General features: G+C 60.3%; 22 protein-coding genes and 1 pseudogene. 12 read left to right on the top strand and 11 right to left on the bottom strand.

Annotated elements, in window-relative coordinates:
* Positions 1–62: 62 nt before the first annotated feature.
* The 3 genes from HX790_RS03300 (at position 63) to HX790_RS03310 (ending at position 4,274) form a co-directional block, all read left to right on the top strand.
* Positions 63–1,688: a 5-guanidino-2-oxopentanoate decarboxylase gene (locus HX790_RS03300; protein WP_176991231.1), complete on the top strand. Its 1,626-nt coding sequence runs from the start codon at positions 63–65 to the stop codon at positions 1,686–1,688.
* Positions 1,685–3,127 carry an aldehyde dehydrogenase family protein gene (locus HX790_RS03305; RefSeq protein WP_176991232.1) on the top strand — a complete coding sequence of 481 codons (1,443 nt, stop codon included), beginning with the start codon at positions 1,685–1,687 and terminating at the stop codon, positions 3,125–3,127. Before HX790_RS03300 ends, HX790_RS03305 begins: the two co-directional genes overlap by 4 nt.
* Positions 3,128–3,338: 211 nt before the next feature.
* Positions 3,339–4,274, top strand: a complete 936-nt coding sequence (locus HX790_RS03310) for a LysR family transcriptional regulator (RefSeq protein WP_176991233.1) — start codon at positions 3,339–3,341, stop codon at positions 4,272–4,274.
* Between the two features lie 3 nt (positions 4,275–4,277).
* Here HX790_RS03310 and HX790_RS03315 read toward each other — a convergent pair whose 3' ends face one another.
* The 3 genes from HX790_RS03315 to HX790_RS03325 form a co-directional block, all read right to left on the bottom strand.
* On the bottom strand, positions 4,278–4,640 hold the full coding sequence (locus tag HX790_RS03315; protein WP_017137365.1) for a 5-carboxymethyl-2-hydroxymuconate Delta-isomerase: 363 nt from the start codon (positions 4,638–4,640) through the stop codon (positions 4,278–4,280).
* Positions 4,641–4,708: 68 nt separating this feature from the next.
* On the bottom strand, positions 4,709–5,896 hold the full coding sequence (locus tag HX790_RS03320) for a low temperature requirement protein A (protein WP_169985522.1): 1,188 nt from the start codon (positions 5,894–5,896) through the stop codon (positions 4,709–4,711).
* Between the two features lie 25 nt (positions 5,897–5,921).
* Positions 5,922–6,857 (bottom strand): LysR substrate-binding domain-containing protein, encoded by a 936-nt coding sequence (locus HX790_RS03325; protein ID WP_017137363.1) that lies wholly within the window; start codon positions 6,855–6,857, stop codon positions 5,922–5,924.
* Between the two features lie 129 nt (positions 6,858–6,986).
* On the opposite strand from HX790_RS03325, the gene HX790_RS03330 reads away from it, so the two are divergent.
* Both HX790_RS03330 and HX790_RS03335 read left to right on the top strand, forming a co-directional pair.
* Positions 6,987–7,166, top strand: a complete 180-nt coding sequence (locus tag HX790_RS03330) for a hypothetical protein (RefSeq protein WP_176991234.1) — start codon at positions 6,987–6,989, stop codon at positions 7,164–7,166.
* A 31-nt stretch (positions 7,167–7,197) separates the two neighbouring features.
* Positions 7,198–7,590 carry a VOC family protein gene (locus HX790_RS03335; RefSeq protein WP_017137361.1) on the top strand — a complete coding sequence of 131 codons (393 nt, stop codon included), beginning with the start codon at positions 7,198–7,200 and terminating at the stop codon, positions 7,588–7,590.
* A gap of 125 nt (positions 7,591–7,715) precedes the next feature.
* Here HX790_RS03335 and HX790_RS03340 read toward each other — a convergent pair whose 3' ends face one another.
* Positions 7,716–7,868, bottom strand: a complete 153-nt coding sequence (locus tag HX790_RS03340; RefSeq protein ID WP_157786503.1) for a hypothetical protein — start codon at positions 7,866–7,868, stop codon at positions 7,716–7,718.
* A gap of 191 nt (positions 7,869–8,059) precedes the next feature.
* On the opposite strand from HX790_RS03340, the gene HX790_RS03345 reads away from it, so the two are divergent.
* Positions 8,060–9,364, top strand: a complete 1,305-nt coding sequence (locus tag HX790_RS03345; protein WP_017137359.1) for an MFS transporter — start codon at positions 8,060–8,062, stop codon at positions 9,362–9,364.
* On the top strand, positions 9,364–10,122 hold the full coding sequence (locus HX790_RS03350; RefSeq protein WP_017137358.1) for a substrate-binding domain-containing protein: 759 nt from the start codon (positions 9,364–9,366) through the stop codon (positions 10,120–10,122). Before HX790_RS03345 ends, HX790_RS03350 begins: the two co-directional genes overlap by 1 nt.
* Here HX790_RS03350 and HX790_RS03355 read toward each other — a convergent pair.
* A complete protein-coding gene (locus HX790_RS03355) occupies positions 10,114–11,016 on the bottom strand; it encodes a LysR family transcriptional regulator (RefSeq protein ID WP_017137357.1) in 903 nt (300 codons plus the stop codon). The two genes, HX790_RS03350 and HX790_RS03355, sit on opposite strands and share 9 nt — an antisense overlap.
* Positions 11,017–11,361: 345 nt before the next feature.
* On the opposite strand from HX790_RS03355, the gene HX790_RS03360 reads away from it, so the two are divergent.
* From HX790_RS03360 to HX790_RS03370, 3 genes are read left to right on the top strand one after another with little or no spacing between them, the layout of a single operon-like run.
* The gene (locus tag HX790_RS03360) at positions 11,362–11,643 is read left to right on the top strand and encodes a type II toxin-antitoxin system ParD family antitoxin (RefSeq protein WP_176991364.1); all 282 of its coding nucleotides are present in this window, start codon (positions 11,362–11,364) and stop codon (positions 11,641–11,643) included.
* Positions 11,640–11,954: a type II toxin-antitoxin system RelE/ParE family toxin gene (locus HX790_RS03365; RefSeq protein WP_176991235.1), complete on the top strand. Its 315-nt coding sequence runs from the start codon at positions 11,640–11,642 to the stop codon at positions 11,952–11,954. The genes HX790_RS03360 and HX790_RS03365 overlap by 4 nt, the downstream gene beginning before the upstream one ends.
* Before the next feature lie 50 nt (positions 11,955–12,004).
* On the top strand, positions 12,005–12,883 hold the full coding sequence (locus tag HX790_RS03370) for a hypothetical protein (protein ID WP_017137354.1): 879 nt from the start codon (positions 12,005–12,007) through the stop codon (positions 12,881–12,883).
* Between the two features lie 92 nt (positions 12,884–12,975).
* Here HX790_RS03370 and HX790_RS29720 read toward each other — a convergent pair.
* The 6 genes and pseudogenes from HX790_RS29720 to HX790_RS03400 form a co-directional block, all read right to left on the bottom strand.
* A pseudogene (locus HX790_RS29720) lies at positions 12,976–13,211 on the bottom strand (histone deacetylase family protein); the annotation flags it as partial.
* Positions 13,212–13,231: 20 nt separating this feature from the next.
* On the bottom strand, positions 13,232–13,999 hold the full coding sequence (locus HX790_RS03380) for an anti-sigma factor (RefSeq protein ID WP_176991236.1): 768 nt from the start codon (positions 13,997–13,999) through the stop codon (positions 13,232–13,234).
* The gene (locus HX790_RS03385; protein ID WP_017137351.1) at positions 13,996–14,493 is read right to left on the bottom strand and encodes an RNA polymerase sigma factor; all 498 of its coding nucleotides are present in this window, start codon (positions 14,491–14,493) and stop codon (positions 13,996–13,998) included. The genes HX790_RS03380 and HX790_RS03385 overlap by 4 nt, the downstream gene beginning before the upstream one ends.
* Positions 14,494–14,553: 60 nt before the next feature.
* A complete protein-coding gene (locus HX790_RS03390) occupies positions 14,554–15,105 on the bottom strand; it encodes a tetratricopeptide repeat protein (RefSeq protein WP_017137350.1) in 552 nt (183 codons plus the stop codon).
* A gap of 40 nt (positions 15,106–15,145) precedes the next feature.
* Entirely contained in the window at positions 15,146–15,697 is a 552-nt protein-coding gene (locus HX790_RS03395) for a cytochrome b (RefSeq protein ID WP_017137349.1), read from the bottom strand.
* A 143-nt stretch (positions 15,698–15,840) separates the two neighbouring features.
* Entirely contained in the window at positions 15,841–16,095 is a 255-nt protein-coding gene (locus HX790_RS03400) for a hypothetical protein (RefSeq protein ID WP_017137348.1), read from the bottom strand.
* Between the two features lie 276 nt (positions 16,096–16,371).
* Between HX790_RS03400 and HX790_RS03405 the strand changes: the two genes are divergently transcribed.
* On the top strand, positions 16,372–17,244 hold the full coding sequence (locus tag HX790_RS03405) for a DUF6216 family protein (protein ID WP_099548643.1): 873 nt from the start codon (positions 16,372–16,374) through the stop codon (positions 17,242–17,244).
* Between the two features lie 392 nt (positions 17,245–17,636).
* Entirely contained in the window at positions 17,637–18,863 is a 1,227-nt protein-coding gene (locus tag HX790_RS03410; protein WP_017137346.1) for an MFS transporter, read from the top strand.
* The last annotated feature ends 290 nt before the right edge of the window (positions 18,864–19,153 follow it).

The raw sequence follows: 19,153 nt of genomic DNA on the forward strand, positions 1-19,153 counted from the left end.
TTGTTGCCGCTACGGGCCAGCCGCTCCAATAGCGCCTCGAATCCATAACAAGAGCGACATGTATGGCGACCTGCGGCGAAGTATTGGTCAACCTCCTGGAAAGCTACGGCGTGGACCAGGTGTTCGGCATTCCCGGCGTACACACCGTTGAGCTGTATCGCGGCCTGGCGCATTCCGGCATCCGCCATGTCACCCCGCGCCACGAACAGGGCGCCGGCTTCATGGCCGACGGGTATGCACGCACCAGCGGCAAACCCGGCGTGTGCTTCATCATCACCGGCCCGGGCATGACCAATATCACCACTGCCATGGGCCAGGCCTACGCCGACTCGATCCCGATGCTGGTGATTTCCAGCGTGCAGTCGCGCAGCCAATTGGGCGGCGGGCGCGGCAAACTGCATGAGCTGCCGAACCAGAGCGCGATGATCGCGGGCGTGTCGGCGTTCTCCCACACGTTGATGTCGGCGGCGGAGTTGCCTGGTGTGCTGGCACGGGCGTTTGCGTTGTTCCAGGCGGGGCGACCGCGCCCGGTGCATATCGAAATCCCGCTGGATGTGCTGGTGGAGAATGCCGACGCGTTGCTGGGCAGCGAGCCGGTCAGCGTTGCCCGCGCCGGTGCGTCGCCGTCGGCGGTCAAGCAGATGAGCCAATTGCTCGCAGCGGCCAAACGCCCGCTGATCCTGGCCGGTGGCGGTGCCATCGATGCCGCGCCAGAGCTGACACGCCTGGCCGACATCCTCGGCGCGCCGGTGGCGCTGACCATCAATGCCAAAGGCATGCTGGCATCGACCCACCCGCTGCTGATCGGCTCGACGCAAACCCTGGTCGCCACCCGTGCGCTGGTCGCTGAAGCCGACGTAGTGCTGGCCATCGGCACAGAGCTGGCAGAAACCGACTACGACGTGACCTTCGCCGGCGGCTTCGAGATCCCCGGCGCACTGCTGCGTATCGACATCGACCCCGACCAGACTGTGCGCAACTACCCGCCGCACGTGGCACTGGTAGCCGATACACAGATAGCCGCCGACGCCTTGCTCGCCGAATTGGATAAAACCCCATTGCCTGCCCGCAACCGCGATTGGGGCGCTGAACGAGTCGCGCGTTTGTGGGCCGAACTGGCGCCCAACTGGGACGCTGCCACCCGCGCACAAACCCTGTTCCTCAACACCGTGCTGCAAGCGCTGCCCAACGCCGTGCTGGTGGGCGACTCCACCCAGCCGGTGTACAGCGGCAACCTGACGCTGAATCTTGACCACCCACGCCGCTGGTTCAACTCCTCCACCGGCTACGGCACCTTGGGCTACGCCCTGCCCGCTGCAGTCGGTGCCTGGCTGGGCCGAGGTGACGGCCAGCCGGTGGTGTGCCTGATCGGCGACGGCGGCCTGCAATTTTCCCTGCCGGAACTGGCCAGCGCGGTAGAGGCGCAGGTGCCAGTGATTGTGCTGCTGTGGAATAACCAGGGCTATGAAGAGATCAAGAAATACATGCTCAACCGCGCCATCGAGCCGGTCGGTGTGGACATCTACACCCCGGACTTTATCGGCGTAGCCAAGGCCTTGGGTTGCGCAGCGGAAAGTGTCCAGGGCATCGAGCCTTTGCGCAGCGCGTTGCGCACCGCCGCGGATCGCCAGGGGCCGACACTGATTGAAATCAACCAAGGGCTCTGGATGCAGGAGGTGGCGGTATGAGCGCAGTCTTGAACGGTGTGTTTATCAACGGCCAATGGCAGGCGGGCCATGCGGTGCTGGAGGTGATCAACCCGGCTACCGAAGCGACATTGGCCCATGTCAGCGTGGGCGATGCCTCAGCAGTGGAACTGGCGGTCGACGCAGCCAGCGCGGCTTTTGTCGACTGGTCGAAAAGCAGTGGCCGTGATCGCGGCGCCTTGTTGCGCAAGGTCGCCCAAGGTGTGAGCGAGCAACGTGAACAACTGATGCAGTTGCAGTCGAGCAACAACGGCAAGCCGCTGTTTGAAGCGGCTATTGATGTGGATGACGTGATTGCCACCTTCGAATACTACGCGGGCATCTGCGACGCGATGGACGCAGGTCAAGACTGCAAGGTGGCATTGCCCAGCGACGATTTCAGCGCACGCCTGCGCCGCGAACCCTGTGGCGTGGTGGGTTTGATCGTGCCGTGGAACTTCCCGATGGTGACCACCGCCTGGAAGCTTGCCCCCGCGTTAGCGGCCGGTTGCTGCGTGGTGCTTAAGCCGTCGGAAGTCACGCCCCTGGCGGAGTTGCAATTGGCGCGGATTATTGCCGAAGCAGGCTTCCCGGCGGGTGTGTTTAACCTGGTGTGTGGCACGGGGCTGGCGGTCGGTGCACCGCTGGCTGCGGACCGTCGCGTGGCGAAAATGTCCTTTACCGGCAGCAATGCGGTGGGCGTGCAGGTGATGCAGCGCGCCGCCGAAACCATCAAGGGTGTGAGCCTGGAACTGGGTGGCAAATCGTCGTTGCTGGTGCTGGCCGATGCCGACCTCGACCTGGCAGTGGAGCTGGCCTGTGGCGGTGGTTTTTTCAATGCCGGGCAGATCTGTTCGGCCACCAGTCGCGTGCTGGTAGCCGACAACCTGGCGGATGAATTCCTGCAGCGTTTGCAGGCGCGGGCTGAAGGGATTCGCGTGGCCGACCCGTTTGCCGAGGATGTGGAGATGGGCGCGCTGATCAACCGTGCGCAGTATCAGCGGGTGCTGGGGCATATCCAGCGTGGTATCGACCAAGGCGCGCGCTTGTTGTGCGGCGGCGCTCGCCCGGCTGATCTGGAAAAAGGCTTTTTCATTCGCCCGACAGTGTTTACCGACGTGCCATCAGGCAGCGCCTTGTGGAATGAAGAGATCTTCGGCCCGGTGCTGTGTGTACGACGTTTTACCACTGAAGCCGAGGCCATCGCCCTGGCTAACGACAGCGATTTCGGCCTGGTCGCCAGTGTGGTGAGCGCCAATGCCGAAGCCGCCGAACGCGTGGCCAATGCCTTGCAGGCGGGCCTGGTGTGGATCAACGCACCGCAGGTGATCTTCCCGCAGACGGCGTGGGGCGGTTACAAACAAAGCAGCATCGGCCGCGAACTGGGGCCCTGGGGGTTGGCGGCGTTTCAGGAGATCAAGCACGTGATTCGCGCTAGCTGACACCACGGTCCCCTGTGGGAGCTGATGATCGTCACACGCTTGAACCCAAAGCATTACAGCCGACATATTCACTGACGTCGTGTTGCCAACATTTTATGTCCCACACCAAACATAGAAACGCCCTACAGCGCTTTCTATTGGTACGACCGTTCCGTTAAGCTTTTGCCAGTCTTGTACTGAGTTCGGTACAAAGGGTTTACGGACGAAACCGATGCTAAACAGTAACTTGCTCAGAAAGCTTGATATGCAGGACTTGATGGTGTTTATCGCCGTCTATGACCAGAGCAGCGTTACCGAGGTGTCCGAGACGCTGTTCGTCAGTCAGTCAACCGTGAGCTACAGCCTGAAGAAGCTGCGCACCAGTTTTGAGGATGAGCTGTTTATCAACACGCGGGCCGGCATGCGCCCGACGTACAAGGCCACAACCATGTACGAACACGTGCAGAAGATCCTTGAAAGCATCAACCTGTGCCATGCCGGCAGCCAGGCCTTCGACCCGACGCAGCAGGCGGTGACCTTCAATGTCTGTGCCCCGGAATACTTCGAGCAACTGATCCTGCCACGCCTGTTGAAGAACTTCGACCAAGCCGACTTGCCGGTGATCATCAATGTGCAAAAGCTGGAAACCGAGCTGCCCGCCGAGGACCTGCGCGAAGGCCGTCTCGACCTGGTGATTTGCTTCGGCCCGCACTTTCACCGTGCCCACAAAGACTTCAAGACCCAGATGCTGCTGGAAGACGATTTAGTGTGTGTGTTTGATAAACGCGCCACGCCGCGCGAGCCGGCCTTCAGCCTGCAATCGTTTGTCGAACGGCGCCACGTGTTCCCCGCGCCCTGGACCTCCGACACCAACATGATCGACGGCTGGCTGGCACGCCAGGCTCACAAGCGCCAGGTGATTGCCCGTGCCAACAGCTACAGCGCCGCCTTGAAGATGATCAGTGGCACCGACTTTATCGTCACCCTGCCCCGTCGCGTGCAAAAGCTGCTGGCCCCGGCCACCGTGTTCGGCCATTGCGAAGCGCCGAACGGGTTACCGGGGTTTACCCTGGATATGCAGTGGAATGAAACCAGTGGCCAGGACAGCGCCAATACCTGGTTTCGCGAGCAGATCGTCAAGGTGTGCGCCGATCAATGCTTGTTGTAACCCTTAGCCGATAGCGACTTTGCTGTAGGAATCACGATCCATGTCCATCAACTGCACACTGAGTTGAACCTGCAGATCGGCCGGCCACTCAGCCGCGTCATGCAGGGCCGCCAACAAGCTTTCCGACAACTGCTGCTTGACCTGCGGTGACCGCCCGCTGAGCAGCGAGAGCTTTACCGCAATAAAACCGCGCGGGCTGAGGGAAGTGCCCACCTGGAAACTCTCGACCTTGATTGCGCGGCTCTTGATATCGAACTCGGAACCGAACTGCCCGGACGCCATCAGCACGTTGTTCAGGCGCAGCAGGGTTTTCTCGACGGCAAGGCCGGTCAGGTTGGCGGTGTATTCCAGGTGCAGGTGCGGCATGAAAAGCTCCGAGTGGGCTTGAAAAGAAACCTACATATAGCATGCAGTTGAACGAAGGCAGACCGATTTCAATGTGAAACTTCGGTCAGCCCCCGCAGCGAACGATTTTCCCAGAACGCCACGATCACCAACACCGCCGTGGTCAACGCGCCCAGCGCCAGCGCCGAAAACATATGCTGCAACCCCAGCGGCAACAGCACCAGCAACATCAGCAGCCCGCCCAGGTGCGAGAGCGGTGGCAACGGTCGGTCACTCATCACCCACTTGAACAACGCACTGCCGAGCAAAAACAAAAACGGCCCGGCAATCATCGCCAGCACGCCCGCCTGGCTGGCATGCCCTGGATGCACCAGCACCAGTTCGTCGGCCACCGCGCTGACGATGATCCCGGCGACGATCAGCACATGCAGATAGGTGTAGGCGATACGCGCCTGGCGGCCGGGGTCGGCGGAGCTGGCAATCCGGTGATGGGCGCGCTCGGCGCCGCTGTCGAAATAGATCCACCACAGCGCAATACTGCCCACCACGGCCACCAGGAAAGCACCCAGGCCTTCGACGCTCCACGGCAACTCGGCGAACGTGGCGCCGGTCACCAGCAAGGATTCACCCAGGGCGATAATCACAAACAGGCCGCAACGCTCGGCCATGTGGTTGCCTTCGACATTCCAGTCCGCCAGGGTCGAGCGCCCAAGCCCTGGCACCCAGAAAAACACCGACGGCGATATCAGTTCTATCAGCAGCGCCAGCGCCCAGAAAGCCAGGCGTTGCTCGCCTTCGAGCAGGCCGCCGGTGAGCCAGAACACCCCGGAACACAGCATCCACGCCAGGATCCGCTGGAAGTTGCGGGTCATGTTCAGCGACTCGCCGCGAACGGCCCACAACGCAAACAGCGTGCGGCCCACCTGCATGAAGACGTAAGCGCCGGCGAACAACAGGCCGCGATCGGTAAAGGCTTTGGGGATTGATGAAGACAGCAACAGGCCGGCGACCATCAAGCCGAACAGGCCAATGCGGATAGGGATTTTTTCCGGGTCCAGCCAGTTGGTGATCCACGAGGTGAAGATCCACACCCACCACACAGCGACCATCATCAGCGCCACCTGCACCGCGCCGCCGAGGCTCAGGTGGGCCAGCAGCGAGTGGGACAACTGGGTCACGGCGAACACGAACACCAGGTCGAAAAACAGCTCGACCATGCCCACCTTGCCGCTGTCATGACTGCCGCGCCCACGCAGCAAAGAACGGGATGAAGTCATCGGTGGATCTCCCTGAAGGCTTATCTCAAGATTTTTCCGCGATTACCGGCAGCCTGTCGCGTTCACTCATGAACGCTTCCAGCCGTGAACGCATCCAGCGTTCGGCAGGGTCCGTGTCGACGTGGCTGAGCCAGACCATGGACAGGTCCAGGGTCGGGGTTTCGAACGGGAACGGCTCGCAAAACAGGTTGCCGCCGGCGGCCATGGCGTGGGCGGTGTAATCCGGCAGGCTGGCGATCATGTCGGTGCCGGCGAGCAACGCCGGCAATGCGCTGTACTGAGGTACGGACAGCACCACGTGGCGCTTGCGACCAATCTCGGCCAGCCACTCGTCGGCAAACCCCGACACGTTGGCGGTGTGAGAGACCAGCACATGGGGACGGGCGCAATATTCGTCGAGGGTCAGCGGTGTGTCCGAGGCATCGGCGCGCAACAGGCAGGGGCGAATATGCCGCAACAACTTGCGCTTGGCATTGGCCGGCAGGCCGCGGGTCTGGGTGATGCCCACGGTGATATCGCCGGAAGCCAGCAGGTCGGGGATGCGCCAGTAATCGACGTGTTGCACCACGAACACCACCAACGGCGCTTCCTGACGCAAGGCCCGCAGCAGCGGCGGCAGCAGGCCGAACTCGACGTCATCGGACAGGCCGATGCGGAAGGTCATGGTGCTTTGGGTCGGGTCGAAATCGTGGGTCAGGCTCAAGGCCGACGACAAAGAGTCCAGGGCCGGCGACAGGTGCTGGATGATCTCTTCGGCCCGCGCGGTGGGCTCCATGCGGTGACCGACGCGAATAAACAGTGGGTCGTTGAACAAGGTGCGCAAGCGGTTGAGCGCCGAACTGATGGTCGGCTGGCCGAGAAACAGCTTCTCTGCCACCCGCGTCACATTGCGCTCGAGCATCAGTGCTTCGAAGACCACCATCAGGTTGATGTCGGCCTTGCGTAATTCATTGCGATTCATCGGCGCCTGCCCCTTTCCCCAAGACAAGCCGCAGTTTAGAAAGCCCGCGGGGCTGCGTCTATGTGAACACTGTTCATCCAGCGCCTTTGGGACTATAAATCAGCGCTTGAAGGTCAAAGGAACGCCATCGTGCTGCTCATTATTGCCTTGGCCATGGTCGTGGCCGGGCTCTGCCTCTGGGTCGTCCGGCTCATTGCCAACCCTACCGTCAGGACACTGACGCGGGTGTTTATTGGCTTATGCCTGGCCGCGGCAGTGGCCTATTGGGTGCTGGCGTGGGGTTTTCCTATCTCAGTATTGGCTTCATGAACTGTCACTTTTTCTGCAAGGACTGCCTATCTTGAAATTCGCCTACACCATTATCTATGTGCCCGACGTTGCCGCGTCACTGGCATTCTTTGAAGCAGCCTTTGGGTTCAGTCGCCGCTTTTTGCATGAATCCGGCACTTATGGCGAGCTGGAAACGGGGGACACCACGCTGTCGTTTGCCGCGCATGAACTGGGCGAAATGAACTTCGACGGCGGGCACGTCGAGGCGCACGCCTCCCGAAAGCCGCTGGGGATGGAGGTGGGGTTTGTCACCGAGGATGTATTCGTCGCCCATGCCAAGGCGCTGTTACACGGTGCGAAGGAGCTGTCGCCACCGAGCACCAAGCCCTGGGGGCAAGTGGTGTCTTATGTGCGCTGCCCGGATGGCACGCTGGTGGAGTTGTGTACGCCGATAGTGGGCTGAACACAGAAACATTGTGGGAGCTGGCTGGCCTGCGATAGCGGTGTGTCAGGCACAGATGTAGAGACTGACCCGCCGCCATCGCAGGCAAGCCAGCTCCCACAGTTTGATCATCATCGCCTTGGAATTCACGGCTTGAGCGGTCGCTCCTGATCGCGCTCGGACAGCTCGGTGCCGTCGTCCGGATGTTTCCAGGTCTGCGGCTTGTCTTCTTCGCGTTGCCGCCGGGCCTGCTCGTGCTCCGGCTCGTCCTGACGTTTGTGCTCGTCACCCATACGCACCTCCCTTCCATAAGAAATTGGTCACTTCTGAAGCATAGAACAGCAGTGAGATTTTGGCGGACCTGCTGATTGATAGCCAAAACGCATCAATGCATCCAAATTACTCACTTATCATTTCTAAATGTGTCAGCCACTATCCGCGGTCTTAAGCGAAACAAGCACTTTAAAAAGAACGCTGGAGACACAAAACCATGACTAGCCCTTCCCGGCCCGACTCTGCCCGCTCGAAAGTTGGTGCGGTATTCCGCGTTACTTCGGGCAACTTCCTCGAACAGTTCGACTTCTTTCTGTTCGGCTTCTACGCCACCTATATCGCTGCCGCGTTCTTCCCCGCCGCTAATGAGTTTGCGTCATTAATGATGACCTTCGCCGTGTTCGGTGCAGGCTTCCTGATGCGGCCCCTGGGCGCGATTATCCTGGGTGCCTATATCGATGACGTCGGTCGTCGCAAAGGCTTGATCGTGACCCTGTCGATCATGGCCAGCGGTACGTTGCTGATCGTGCTCGTGCCGGGGTACCAGACCATTGGCCTGTGGGCGCCGTTGCTGGTGCTGCTGGGCCGCCTGCTGCAAGGCTTCTCGGCTGGCGCAGAACTGGGCGGTGTGTCGGTTTACCTGTCTGAAATGGCCACGCCGGGCCGCAAAGGCTTCTACACCAGCTGGCAGTCGGGCAGCCAACAGATCTCCATCGTGGTGGCCGCCGCACTGGGCTACGGCCTGAATGTGTGGATGGAACCCTCGGTCGTTGCCGATTGGGGCTGGCGCATTCCGTTCGCCCTCGGCTGCGTGATCATCCCGTTCATCTTCGTGCTGCGTCGCAACTTGCAGGAAACCGAAGAGTTCGCCAACCGCAAGCATCGCCCGACCATGCGCGAAGTGCTGGCGACCCTGGTGAAAAACTGGAGTGTGGTAATCGGCGGCATGCTGATGGTGGCCATGACCACCACCGCGTTCTACTTGATCACGGTATACGCGCCGACCTTCGGCAAGACCGTGCTGCAACTGAGCACCTCCGACGCCCTGCTGGTGACCTTGCTGGTGGCCGTGTCGAACTTTGTCTGGCTGCCGATCGGCGGCACCCTGAGTGACCGCTTTGGCCGCAAGCCGGTGCTGGTCGCAATGACCGCCCTGACCGTGATCACCGCCTACCCGGCACTGTCGTTCGTGGTCAGTGCGCCAAGCTTTGCGCATATGCTCGAAACCCTGCTGTGGTTCTCGTTCCTGTACGGCATGTACAACGGCGCGATGATCCCGGCGCTGACCGAAATCATGCCGGTGGAAGTGCGGGTGGCGGGCTTCTCCCTGGCCTATAGCCTGGCAACGGCGATCTTCGGTGGCTTCACGCCGGCGATCTCCACGTGGTTCATTCACATCACTGGCGACAAAGCCTCGCCGGCCTATTGGATGATGTTTGCCGCGTTGTGCGCGCTGTGCTCGACCCTGGCGCTGTACCGTCGTGCCAACACGCGTGGCCAAGTCATGCAGGGGGCGGTGTAATGAAGACGCTATTGAAAACCCTGACGGCCCTGGCCCTCGGCGCCCTGGCGCTGACGGCCCAGGCCGAACAGCTCAAGGTGATGACCTCCGGCGGTTTCACCGCCGCCTATAAACTGCTCGGCCCGCAATATGCCGAGCACAGCGGCGACACCCTGGACACCATCCTCGGCCCGTCGATGGGCAAGGCGCCGGAGGCGATCCCCAACCGCCTGGCCCGTGGCGAACACGCCGATGTGGTGATCATGGTCGGCTATGCCCTGGATGACTTGATCAAACAAGGCAAGGTCGACCCGGCGTCCCGTGTGGAACTGGCGGATTCGCGCATCGGCCTGGTGGTCAAAGCCGGCGCAGCCAAACCTGCGATCGGCACCGATGCCGAGCTGAAGGCAGTGCTGAGCCAGGCCAAGTCCGTGGCGTATTCGGACAGCGCCAGCGGTGTGTATGTCGAGAAGGAGCTGTTCAAGAAGCTCGGCATGCCCGCCAAGGGCAGCATGATCGAACGCATCCCGGTGGCGTCAGTGGTCGCCAAGGGTGATTACGAGGTGGGCCTGCAGCAAGTGGCGGAATTGTTGCCGGTGCCGGGCGTGACCTACGTGGGCAAGATCCCGGAAGACGTGCAGTCGGTGACGCGCTTTGCGGCGGGCATTCCGGTCAACGCCGAACACCCGGCCCAGGCCAAGGCGTTGCTGCAGTTCCTGGCCTCGCCCGAAGCGCAACCGGTGGTGCAATCCACCGGCCTGGACTCGGTTTCACACTGACCGAAACGGCATCTCGCGCACCAACCGCTCCAACTCCAGCGCCGCTGGCGGCAATGTCCGCCCGCGGCGTTTTATCAAGCCCACATGGCGCATCACCTGCGGCTCGATCAGCGGCACACTCACCAGAATCGGGTGTTCGCACGCCGGCATCGCAATCGACGGTACCATCGCCACGCCCAGCCCCGCCTCCACCAGCCCGATCATGGTGGTCACGTGGTGGGTCTCGCAGATACTCGGCTTTTTCACCCGCACGCCGCGCAAAGCCTGGTCCAGCAGGAAGCGGTTGCCCGACGTTTTGTCGACGGTGATGTAGTCGTGCTCGTAGGCTTCGGCCCAGCTTACGCTGTCGCGTTCGGCCAACTCATGGTCACGGCGGCAGGCCAGCACATAGCGCTCCTGGAACAGCAACTCGAACTCCACTTCATCGGCCAGGCTGCCGCTGAAACTCACGCCGAAATCCGCCTCACCGCTTTCCACCGCATTGCACACCTCACCGGCGCTGGCATCCAGCACACGCAGGCGAATCTTCGGGTATAGCTTGTGAAATTCGGAGATCACGTGGGGCATGAAGTAATACGCGGTGGACGGCACGCAGGCGATGGTCACGTTGCCCATGCGCGTGGAGGCGACGTTACTGATACCCATCAAGGCGATGTCGAGGTCGTCGAGAATGCGCTCCACCTGAGGCAGAAACGCGCGCCCGACCATGGTCAGGCTGACCCGGCGCGTGGTGCGTTCGAACAGCTTGACGTCGAGGGCCGATTCAAGTTTTTCGATACGCCGGCTAAGGGCTGGCTGTGAGATGCGGATGGCCTCGGCGGCGCCGCGAAAACTGCCCTTGTCTACCACGGCGCGGAAGGCTTGGAGGTCGTTGAGGTCGAAGTTGATGATCACGGGGGATGGGCCAGTGTGGTCGATTTGGGGGGCATTATCGTATGGCCGGGGGTAAGGCGCCATGCGTGCCGAGGGCGGTTGGCGTTAATAACCCTGCTACAAATATGAAGTCATACATATCAGTGCGTTATTGGCTGAGTGGCGCCACGCAATCGCTGAAAAGCGTCAATACTTGCAACCTGAGTTACTCAACAGGAGAGAGAAACGCTCATGGAAACCTGCCAGAACCCCTACCTATTTTGGATCGACGATGAGATGCCGGACACCGACATCGGTCAGTTGCTCCTTGCAACACGCCAGTGGTCGAGTAGGATTGAATCCTACCCACTGTCCGCAGGCTTCGACATGCGCTCAACCCAGCAAATGAGCATTACCTTGCCACTCGAGATGGCCGCCCTGGTCAAAGCCAAGGTCACCTCCGGTGAATATGCGAGCGAAAGTGAAGTGATACGCGACGGCCTCAGGGCGCTGATGGCCCGTGATCGCGCCATGGAAGACTGGTTGCGCGACCAGGTGATCTCCGCCGCCGCCGCTCTCGAGGCAGCCCCTGGCCGAGCGCTCTCCACCGAGCAGGTTCGCGAACACATGGCAGCCAAACGCCAGCGAACCGGTACAGAAAAACCGTGAGCTATACGGTAGCCTTTGCGCCTGAGGCGTTAGCCCAACTGGACGCCCTTGAAGACTACATCAGCAAAACCGAAGCCCCCGATGCTGCAGCACGTTTTATCGACAACATCATCGGCTACTGCGACAGCCTCAGTGTGTTTCCATTGCGCGGTAAATGCCGTAACGACCTGCTGCCTGCCTTGCGCATCACCCATTACCGGCACACCACCGCCATCGCATTCAGCGTGGCCGCCGAGACTGAAGCCGTGTCGATCCTGGGCGTGTTTTACGGCGGCCAGGATTACGCCGCCCAATTTCAGAATCATGGGTGAGAGCAAGCATCACGCCCAACGACGGCGCGCCCAAAAACAAGGAAGAAAAAATGACTGACACCCCAAACCCGCGTCGACCTTTGCGCTGGGTGTTAAGCCTGACCGGCTTGCTGGCTGTTGCGACCCTGGGCTTTTTCGCCTGGCAAAGCTTCTACCCCGTCAGCGCGGCGACCGGCTGGAGCGTGCAAACCGTGCACAGTGACGTGCCCAAAGCCGCGTCATTGATGCCCATGCCGGATGGCTCGCTGATGATCAGCCAGGAACTCAATGACGCCAAAGGCAGCATCGTGCGTATCCATCCCGACGGGCGACGTGACGTGGTGGTGGGCAGCCTGTCCAAGCCCGATGGCATGTTCGCCACCCATGGCGGTTGGGTGTTCAGCCAGGAAACCGGCGACGCCCCGGTCAGCTTTCTCAAGGACGGCGTGGTGACCGAGCTGTTTCGCGGCGAAAACGTGCAAGGCCTGTGGGTCGAGGGCGACGACCTCTACGCCATCGAAGACCGCAAAGACAACGGGCGACTTTTGCGTTACCGCTGGAGTGACCAATCGCTGACTGTCATACGCGACAAGCTGCACGAAGGCGAGTCCATCACCCGTTGCACCGACGGCCGAATGCTCTACACCGAAAAGAAAAAAGGCGTGGTGCGCGAACTGACCGACGACGGCAGCGATCCGGTGGTGCTGGCAGGCTTGAACAAACCCACGTTCTTGATGTGCGATGAGCGCGGGCTGTGGGTGAATGAAGATTCGACGCACCGAGCAAGATTGCTGCTCATTGATAAACAGGGGCGGCAACAGACGATTTTGTCGTTCCTGAAGGCGCCGCAGTCAATTGTGCCGACGAATCGAGGCACTTACCTGCTGGCGGAAGGCGGGAGGAATCGGGTGTTGGAGTTGACGCCTGAGACTCGCACGCTGTCGCCTTAAAAAATTTTGCAGTACGGGCCAATTTGAATGCTCGCGAACCTGTCATAAAATCAACAGGACATCTTCTATCGCGACACCACCTCTCGCCAGACGCGCGTCACCGCGACTTTGCTTTGCGGGTCCAGCTCGCAAATTTCAAAGCCCAGGGACAACCCCAGCGCATCCGCCGAAAAGTCCTTCAGCGCCGCAGGGCCAGTTCGAGCTTGTCGAAGAACACGGCTTCACGGGCGCCGTGGATGGACACATACAACACGTCGTCCCGCTCGTAGAAAATCTCCTGGAAACCTTGACCGTGGTGCAGGTCGGTGTCGAGCACGGCGACGCGCTGCGGACGACGACTCACTGAGGTCAGGCCGGCAAGCGGCTCTCGACACCAATGGCCATGTGCTGCAAATCCTCAACCGGGTTTTTCCCAATCAGCATGAAAGCGTGGGCAGGGTTGGCCCAATACACCACGTTCAGGCCTCGGCGCTGTTCGCTGGCCAACGGCTGCATGCCCTTTTTACTGGCGGTGATGCACAGTGCCAAAGGCCCGTGGCGTGGGTCGAGGTAGGTGAGTTGACCGATCAACACGCCGTCATAGTCGAGGATCTGCGCCCGTCGGAATTCGGCGCCAGGCAGGCTCACGGACTCAGGCGATAACGACACGCCCAGTTGTGCGCCCACGGCGGTCAACTGGGCCGTGTGGGAGGCCGGGTCGAGGCTGAGGTTTTCCAGGGTCTGGGGCGTGTACAAGGCCATGTATTCGGCCACCGAGGCCCGCCAGCCTTGGCCGGGTTCAGTACGTTGCCACCCCAAGAACAGGCGATCGGCCGCCACGCCAGCTACTGCGAAACTCGCAGCCACGGCAAGAAAACGCCGACGGCTCCAGGCTTGGGGCGGCGCCGGTGGCAAGGCGTTGAGCATTGCGTGCAGGCGTTCAGTCGGGGCGTGTTCCAGCACCGTGTCGAAGGCGGCCTTGAACGGCAAGTCAGCGCAGCGCAATGCGTCCAGGCGTGCGGCAAGCGCCGGGTCAGCGCTGGCCTGGTCGGCGATCCGTTGATGTTGGTCTGCGCTCAGTTCGCCATCCAGATAAGCCGATAACTGCTCATCGGACGGTGTGTCAGTGTGGCTCATCGCCGTTCTCCGTTGGCTTTATCCTGCCGGGCTGTTGGGGAGGCGGCTTCGGCCAGCTTAATGCGGGCGGCCGCCAACCGGCTCATCACTGTGCCGATAGGTATCTGCAGGATTTCGGCAATTTCCTTGTATGAAAGCCCTTCGACATACGCCAGAAACACCGTTTCGCGCTGCGCTTCGGGCAAACCGTTAACGCGCTTGATCACTTGTGCGGCCAGTATCTGTTCCTGCGCCTGGCGCTCGCCATCAAACGACAGCACCTGCTCGGCATCAACAAACCCCTGCCCTTGCCGCACCCGTTGCGAGCGCAGTTCGTTGAGCCAGATCGAGTGCATGATCGCCAGCAACCAGCGATCCAGGCGCGTGCCGGCCACGAATTGCCCGGCACGCTCCAAGGCCCTTACGCAGGTGGCTTGCACCAGATCTTCGGCCAGGTGCTTTTGCCGCGACAACACCCAACCGTATCGCCACAAGCGTGGCAACAATTGGCCCAACTCGCGGCGAAACTCAGCGTCCCGAACGATGGCTGCCTCCTGCGGACAGGTTCACGGCGTTCAAGCCTGTGGCGCTGCGGCGATGGCTGCGGCCAGGTCTTCGTATTCTTCGCAGGTGGTACTGCACAAGGCTTTGATTTTCACCAGTTGCTCTTGCGCCAGGTCGACCCGGCCCTTGATCACATAGGCCTCGCCCAGGTACTCGCGAACCTGTGCGTAGTTGGGGTCAAGCGCGACCGACTTCAGGTAATAACCGATGCCTTCATCGGTGCGCCCCAGCTTGCGCGTGGCGTAGCCGCGATAGTTGAGGGCCTTGGCGGTGTTGGGATTTTGCAGAGTGTCGAGCAAGGCCAGCGCCTCATCAAAGCGCCCATCCTTGGCCAGGCGGTAGGCGTAATCGGTGCGGTCGGCGTCGGAGGTGGCCTTGCTGGTTTGCAGCACGCACTTGCCGGTCTTGGTGTCCCAGACCTGGCCCTTGGGGCAGTTGGGCTTGGGCGGGGCCGACTCATCGCCGGAGGCGTGGGCCTGGCCTGCGAGCAAAGCGGCGGCCAGGCAAGCGCCGAAGACCAGCGCGGTGCGGTAGGTGACAGGGTGTTCGTGGCGAGCCTTCATGGTTGTCTTACTCCGTAATGATAGGGAGGAAACATCACTGTTAAAGCGCATTGCGTGCGCCCGGCAACATCCGGCGCAAGGTGCTGTCGCCCAGCACGTAGTGATGCCAGAGCGCAGCTATGGCATGCACGCCCGCCAGCAAGATGATCGCCCAGGCCACATTGTTATGCAGGCCGCCCAAGGTGCCCCGCCAGGCATGATCGATCACAAAAGGCGCGGGCACGGCAAACAGTCCGAAAAAATTGAAGGGTTCACCTTGAGCCCAGCGAAACAGGAAGCCCAACACAATCTGCGACACCAGCAACAGGTACAGGCAACCATGCGCCAATTTCGCCAGCAGGTTAAGCGCCGGGTGACTGTCGGCCTTGGGCCGATTGCCGCCGAACATACGCCACACAATCCGCGCGGCAATCAACAGCGCCATGACGATACCTAAAGAGATATGCACCGCTTGCAGGCCCTTGCGCAGTGGTGTGCCCTTCTCCAGGTTTTCCCAGATATGCGCACTGGCAAACATGAAGATCACCACGGCGGCGGTCAGCCAGTGGAAGCTGCGGGTCAGGCGGTCGTAGCGGTCGGATGCTGTGTTCATGGGCGTTTCCTGGGTGGTCTGTGAAGTGAACACCGCAGTGGCGAAAGTTATTCGGTGGGGGGCAAATAATTTTTGCTGATCGGGAAACCAAGAAGCCCCGTCGCTGATTCAACGACGGGGCGTTTTTATGCGGTTTTTATGACTCAGTTTCCCCGCTCTTTGTTGGCTTGGGACAGGACTGAGGCCGCCAAGGACTTGGTTTCCTCACTGTATTTATCGCTTTGAAGGGCTTTGCCGGCCTTTTCCTCCATGTGTGCACTCGTCTGCTTATCAGTACCGGTCTGGGACAGCGCCGACGCAGCCAGGCTCTTGGCTATGGCCGAGGCGTTTGGATTATTCAAGGTTTCGGCGGCCAACGTCGCCAGGGTGCTGGAGGTCTTTTTGGTGTTTTTGCTCATGGTGCATTTCCTTTGCGTTTGAGGGGAAAGCCTACGAGTGAACGTCTCGTAGTCAGAAGATAGTGAGTTAAATATCCGTTCGCAACGAACTGGCTGTAGCCTTTGTTTTTAAACCACGTAAGAAAGATTCCAGCGTTATGTAGTACCCGCCCAGTTCGAAGTTCAACGCAATGATAATGTTTGAAAAGTCGTCTTGTTTTTATTAGATTTTCGCCCGGCCAGTCACAGCAACTTCGCTGACGCACCGCTCTAATAACCCTTCAAGGATGACCCTGCATGTCCCAACCTGTACTCAACGATAATATCGTCACATGGACGTTTCAAAACTATGCCGCCATCGTCGGGCTGCTCAGTGGCCTGGCAATATGTGCGCTGGTTTTATATATCTACTCGCGCTCAGGCTCGCTGATTTTTCTGCGTGACTTGATGTGGCGGTTCTTCGGTGGCTCGACCACGTTTGAAAACCCAAAATATGAAGCCACCCGCAAAGACCTGCGCGAAGTTGAATATTATCGGTTCGAATTCAATATCCCCGCGCAAAACCTGGAACACGCGCGGCAAGCCGATCAGTGGATCACTGACAACAACTTCAGTTACAACGATGTGGCCAGGATCAGAAAGTACATTGACTGGAAAGACTTCACTCAGTTATCGCTTAAAGAGGCAATGATCACCCCCTTCAAGCGTAATTGGTTTTTGGGGTTGGGCGCCTTTTTCCTGGCGATTATCAGCATCACGCCGCCATTGGCTGACTCCAGCTACCTGATGGTGTCCTTGAAAAAAGCCTCGGATGTGCCGTCTTTCTATCTGTCGGAAAACAACGCCAAATTCCACTTCTGGCCCAGCGAAACGCTGTCTGTGGACGAGTGCAAATCACCAACGGCACTGGAAAAGTTCTATAACGAGGACTTCTCGGAAAGCACCATCAATACCATTTGCACGCTATTTCTTTCGCCCACTTATGGTGAAAATGTAAAAACCGGGTTGAAAGAGCAAAAAGGCTTTTTGCTGTTCATTGCCTGCCTGTCGATATGTGCGGTCTTCTGTATTTTGACCAAGCTCTCGCGTTTGGGCGTTGCCCGCAAACTCCATGACCAGATGACCGCGCAGAGTACAAATACGACCGCAGAGACCGCCGCTCAACCGTAAACACTGTCACTGTGGCAAGCAGGCCTGTTGTCCTTGATGTAGCAAGCAGGCTTGTTGTGGCGAGCAGGCTTGCCCTGCGTTGGGCGGCGAAGCCGCCCCATCCCAGGCGCCGAGTGTCAGGGGGGGATCACGGTGGCAGGTTTTAGGGCCGCTACGCAGCCCAACGCAGGGCAAGCCTGCTCGCCACAAAAAGCCTGCTCGCCACAAGGCTACTTGCCATAGCAGGCTGGCTCACCGACCATCAAGGCCGTCCCAGAGCGTCGAATCGATTGCACTGATGGTTATTATCGAAACGAGCGCCTGTGTGATTGCCAGCACCGGTTCCTATAATCGCCTCCACTTTCCCTCCCCTTCGCCTGGCTTCAGGCGACATTCCTTCTGGAACCGACACTATGCCAAGCCCCAGCCAGGCCCACAGCGGCCGTCCCGAACATAATCAACAAAGTGTCAAACAGCAGTGGCTGGCGATTCTCTCGGTCGCCGTAGGCGCTTTCGCCCTGGTAACCAGTGAGTTTCTGCCGGTGGGCGTGCTCAATGACGTCGCCAGCGACCTGGGCATCAGTGCCGGTCACGCTGGCCTGATGGTCACGCTGCCCGGCATCATGGCCGCCCTCGCCGCGCCGTTGCTGTCGGTGATCATTGGCGGCATGGACCGTCGTTACCTGCTGATCGGCCTGACGCTGATCATGATCATCGCCAACACGGTAGTGGCCTACGCCAGCGACTTCAGCCTGCTGCTGTTCGGCCGTGTCCTGCTCGGCATCAGCATCGGCGGCTTCTGGGCCACGGCCATTGCCCTCAGCGGCCGCTTGGCGCCCAAGGGCGTAGGCGTAGCGAAGGCTACCTCGATCATCATGATGGGCGTGACCCTGGCCACCGTGCTGGGCGTACCCGTCGGCACCTGGCTCAGTGGCCTGATGGGCTGGCGCATGACCTTCCTGGTGACCGCGATTGTCGGCGTGCCGGTGCTGCTGGCGCAGGTGTTCCTGCTGCCGCGACTCACCCCGGAAAAGGCCATCCAGATCCGTGACCTGCCGGCCTTGTTTATCAACCCACAAGCGCGGGTCGGCTTGATCGCCGTGCTGCTGATCGGCCTGGCGCACTTTGCTGCCTACACCTATGTCGCGCCGTTCTTCAAAAACAGTTCCGGCTTCGACGGACCGACCATCGGCTCTCTGTTGCTGCTGTATGGCGTGGCCGGCGTGATGGGCAACGTCTTTGCCGGTTTCGCCGCCAACCGCAGCGTGCGTCACACCCTGCTGCTGGTCGCGCTGATGATCGGCACCAGCACCGCGCTGTTCCCTCACTTCGCCACCGGCATGACCGGCGCCGCGATGCTGATCGCACTCTGGGGCTTCGCCTTCGGCGCCTTCCCGGCCTGCGCGAGTATCTGGATGTTTGTGGTCGCACCTAAAGACGTCGAACGCGGCATGCCGCTGTTCGTTGCCCTGTTCCAAGTGATCATCGCCCTGGGTTCATTCTTTGGCGGCCGGATCGTGGACCAAATGGGCAGCGCAATGCTCTTGAGCCTGGCCACGGCGCTGGTGGGGCTTGGGTTTGTGACCGTGCTGGTGTTGGGGCGTAATGTGAGTAATAGCTTGGCTGCGCAGCCGGGCTGACACGACTCGGTAACCACTAAAAAGCCTGCTGAGCATTGAGCTCGGCAGGCTTTTTTTGTTTCAGGGGTAGAGGGATAGTTGCCTGGTTTATCCGTTGGGCATGACGCTCAAGTGCAGCGTCGACCAATGCCTGAGCATTCTCGATCAATTGCGCGAGGCCCATGATAGCTGCAGAGCCAATGCCACCGGGAGTCACGCTTTTGGAAATGCTCAGTAATGAGTGTTCCCAAAATGAAGCTTGTGTACCCAAGCCCCTGGGCTAGCCTAAAAAAGATCGCTGGTGTGCTGAG

Origin of the sequence: Pseudomonas sp. IPO3747 (genome assembly GCF_013385245.1) — a bacterium.
GTDB lineage: Bacteria > Pseudomonadota > Gammaproteobacteria > Pseudomonadales > Pseudomonadaceae > Aquipseudomonas > Aquipseudomonas edaphica.

Bases quoted from the DNA above. Each gene is read 5' to 3' on its own strand.
- HX790_RS03300 (WP_176991231.1), top strand. From the start codon at position 63: ATGGCGACCTGCGGCGAAGTATTGGTCAACCTCCTGGAAAGCTACGGC.
- HX790_RS03400 (WP_017137348.1), bottom strand. From the start codon at position 16,095: ATGAGCAAAAACACCAAAAAGACCTCCAGCACCCTGGCGACGTTGGCC.
- HX790_RS03305 (WP_176991232.1), top strand. From the start codon at position 1,685: ATGAGCGCAGTCTTGAACGGTGTGTTTATCAACGGCCAATGGCAGGCG.
- HX790_RS03370 (WP_017137354.1), top strand. From the start codon at position 12,005: ATGACTGACACCCCAAACCCGCGTCGACCTTTGCGCTGGGTGTTAAGC.
- HX790_RS03360 (WP_176991364.1), top strand. From the start codon at position 11,362: ATGCGCTCAACCCAGCAAATGAGCATTACCTTGCCACTCGAGATGGCC.
- HX790_RS03350 (WP_017137358.1), top strand. From the start codon at position 9,364: ATGAAGACGCTATTGAAAACCCTGACGGCCCTGGCCCTCGGCGCCCTG.
- HX790_RS03315 (WP_017137365.1), bottom strand. From the start codon at position 4,640: ATGCCGCACCTGCACCTGGAATACACCGCCAACCTGACCGGCCTTGCC.
- HX790_RS03345 (WP_017137359.1), top strand. From the start codon at position 8,060: ATGACTAGCCCTTCCCGGCCCGACTCTGCCCGCTCGAAAGTTGGTGCG.
- HX790_RS03380 (WP_176991236.1), bottom strand. From the start codon at position 13,999: ATGAGCCACACTGACACACCGTCCGATGAGCAGTTATCGGCTTATCTG.
- HX790_RS03310 (WP_176991233.1), top strand. From the start codon at position 3,339: ATGCTAAACAGTAACTTGCTCAGAAAGCTTGATATGCAGGACTTGATG.
- HX790_RS03405 (WP_099548643.1), top strand. From the start codon at position 16,372: ATGTCCCAACCTGTACTCAACGATAATATCGTCACATGGACGTTTCAA.
- HX790_RS03390 (WP_017137350.1), bottom strand. From the start codon at position 15,105: ATGAAGGCTCGCCACGAACACCCTGTCACCTACCGCACCGCGCTGGTC.
- HX790_RS03395 (WP_017137349.1), bottom strand. From the start codon at position 15,697: ATGAACACAGCATCCGACCGCTACGACCGCCTGACCCGCAGCTTCCAC.
- HX790_RS03325 (WP_017137363.1), bottom strand. From the start codon at position 6,857: ATGAATCGCAATGAATTACGCAAGGCCGACATCAACCTGATGGTGGTC.
- HX790_RS03410 (WP_017137346.1), top strand. From the start codon at position 17,637: ATGCCAAGCCCCAGCCAGGCCCACAGCGGCCGTCCCGAACATAATCAA.
- HX790_RS03320 (WP_169985522.1), bottom strand. From the start codon at position 5,896: ATGACTTCATCCCGTTCTTTGCTGCGTGGGCGCGGCAGTCATGACAGC.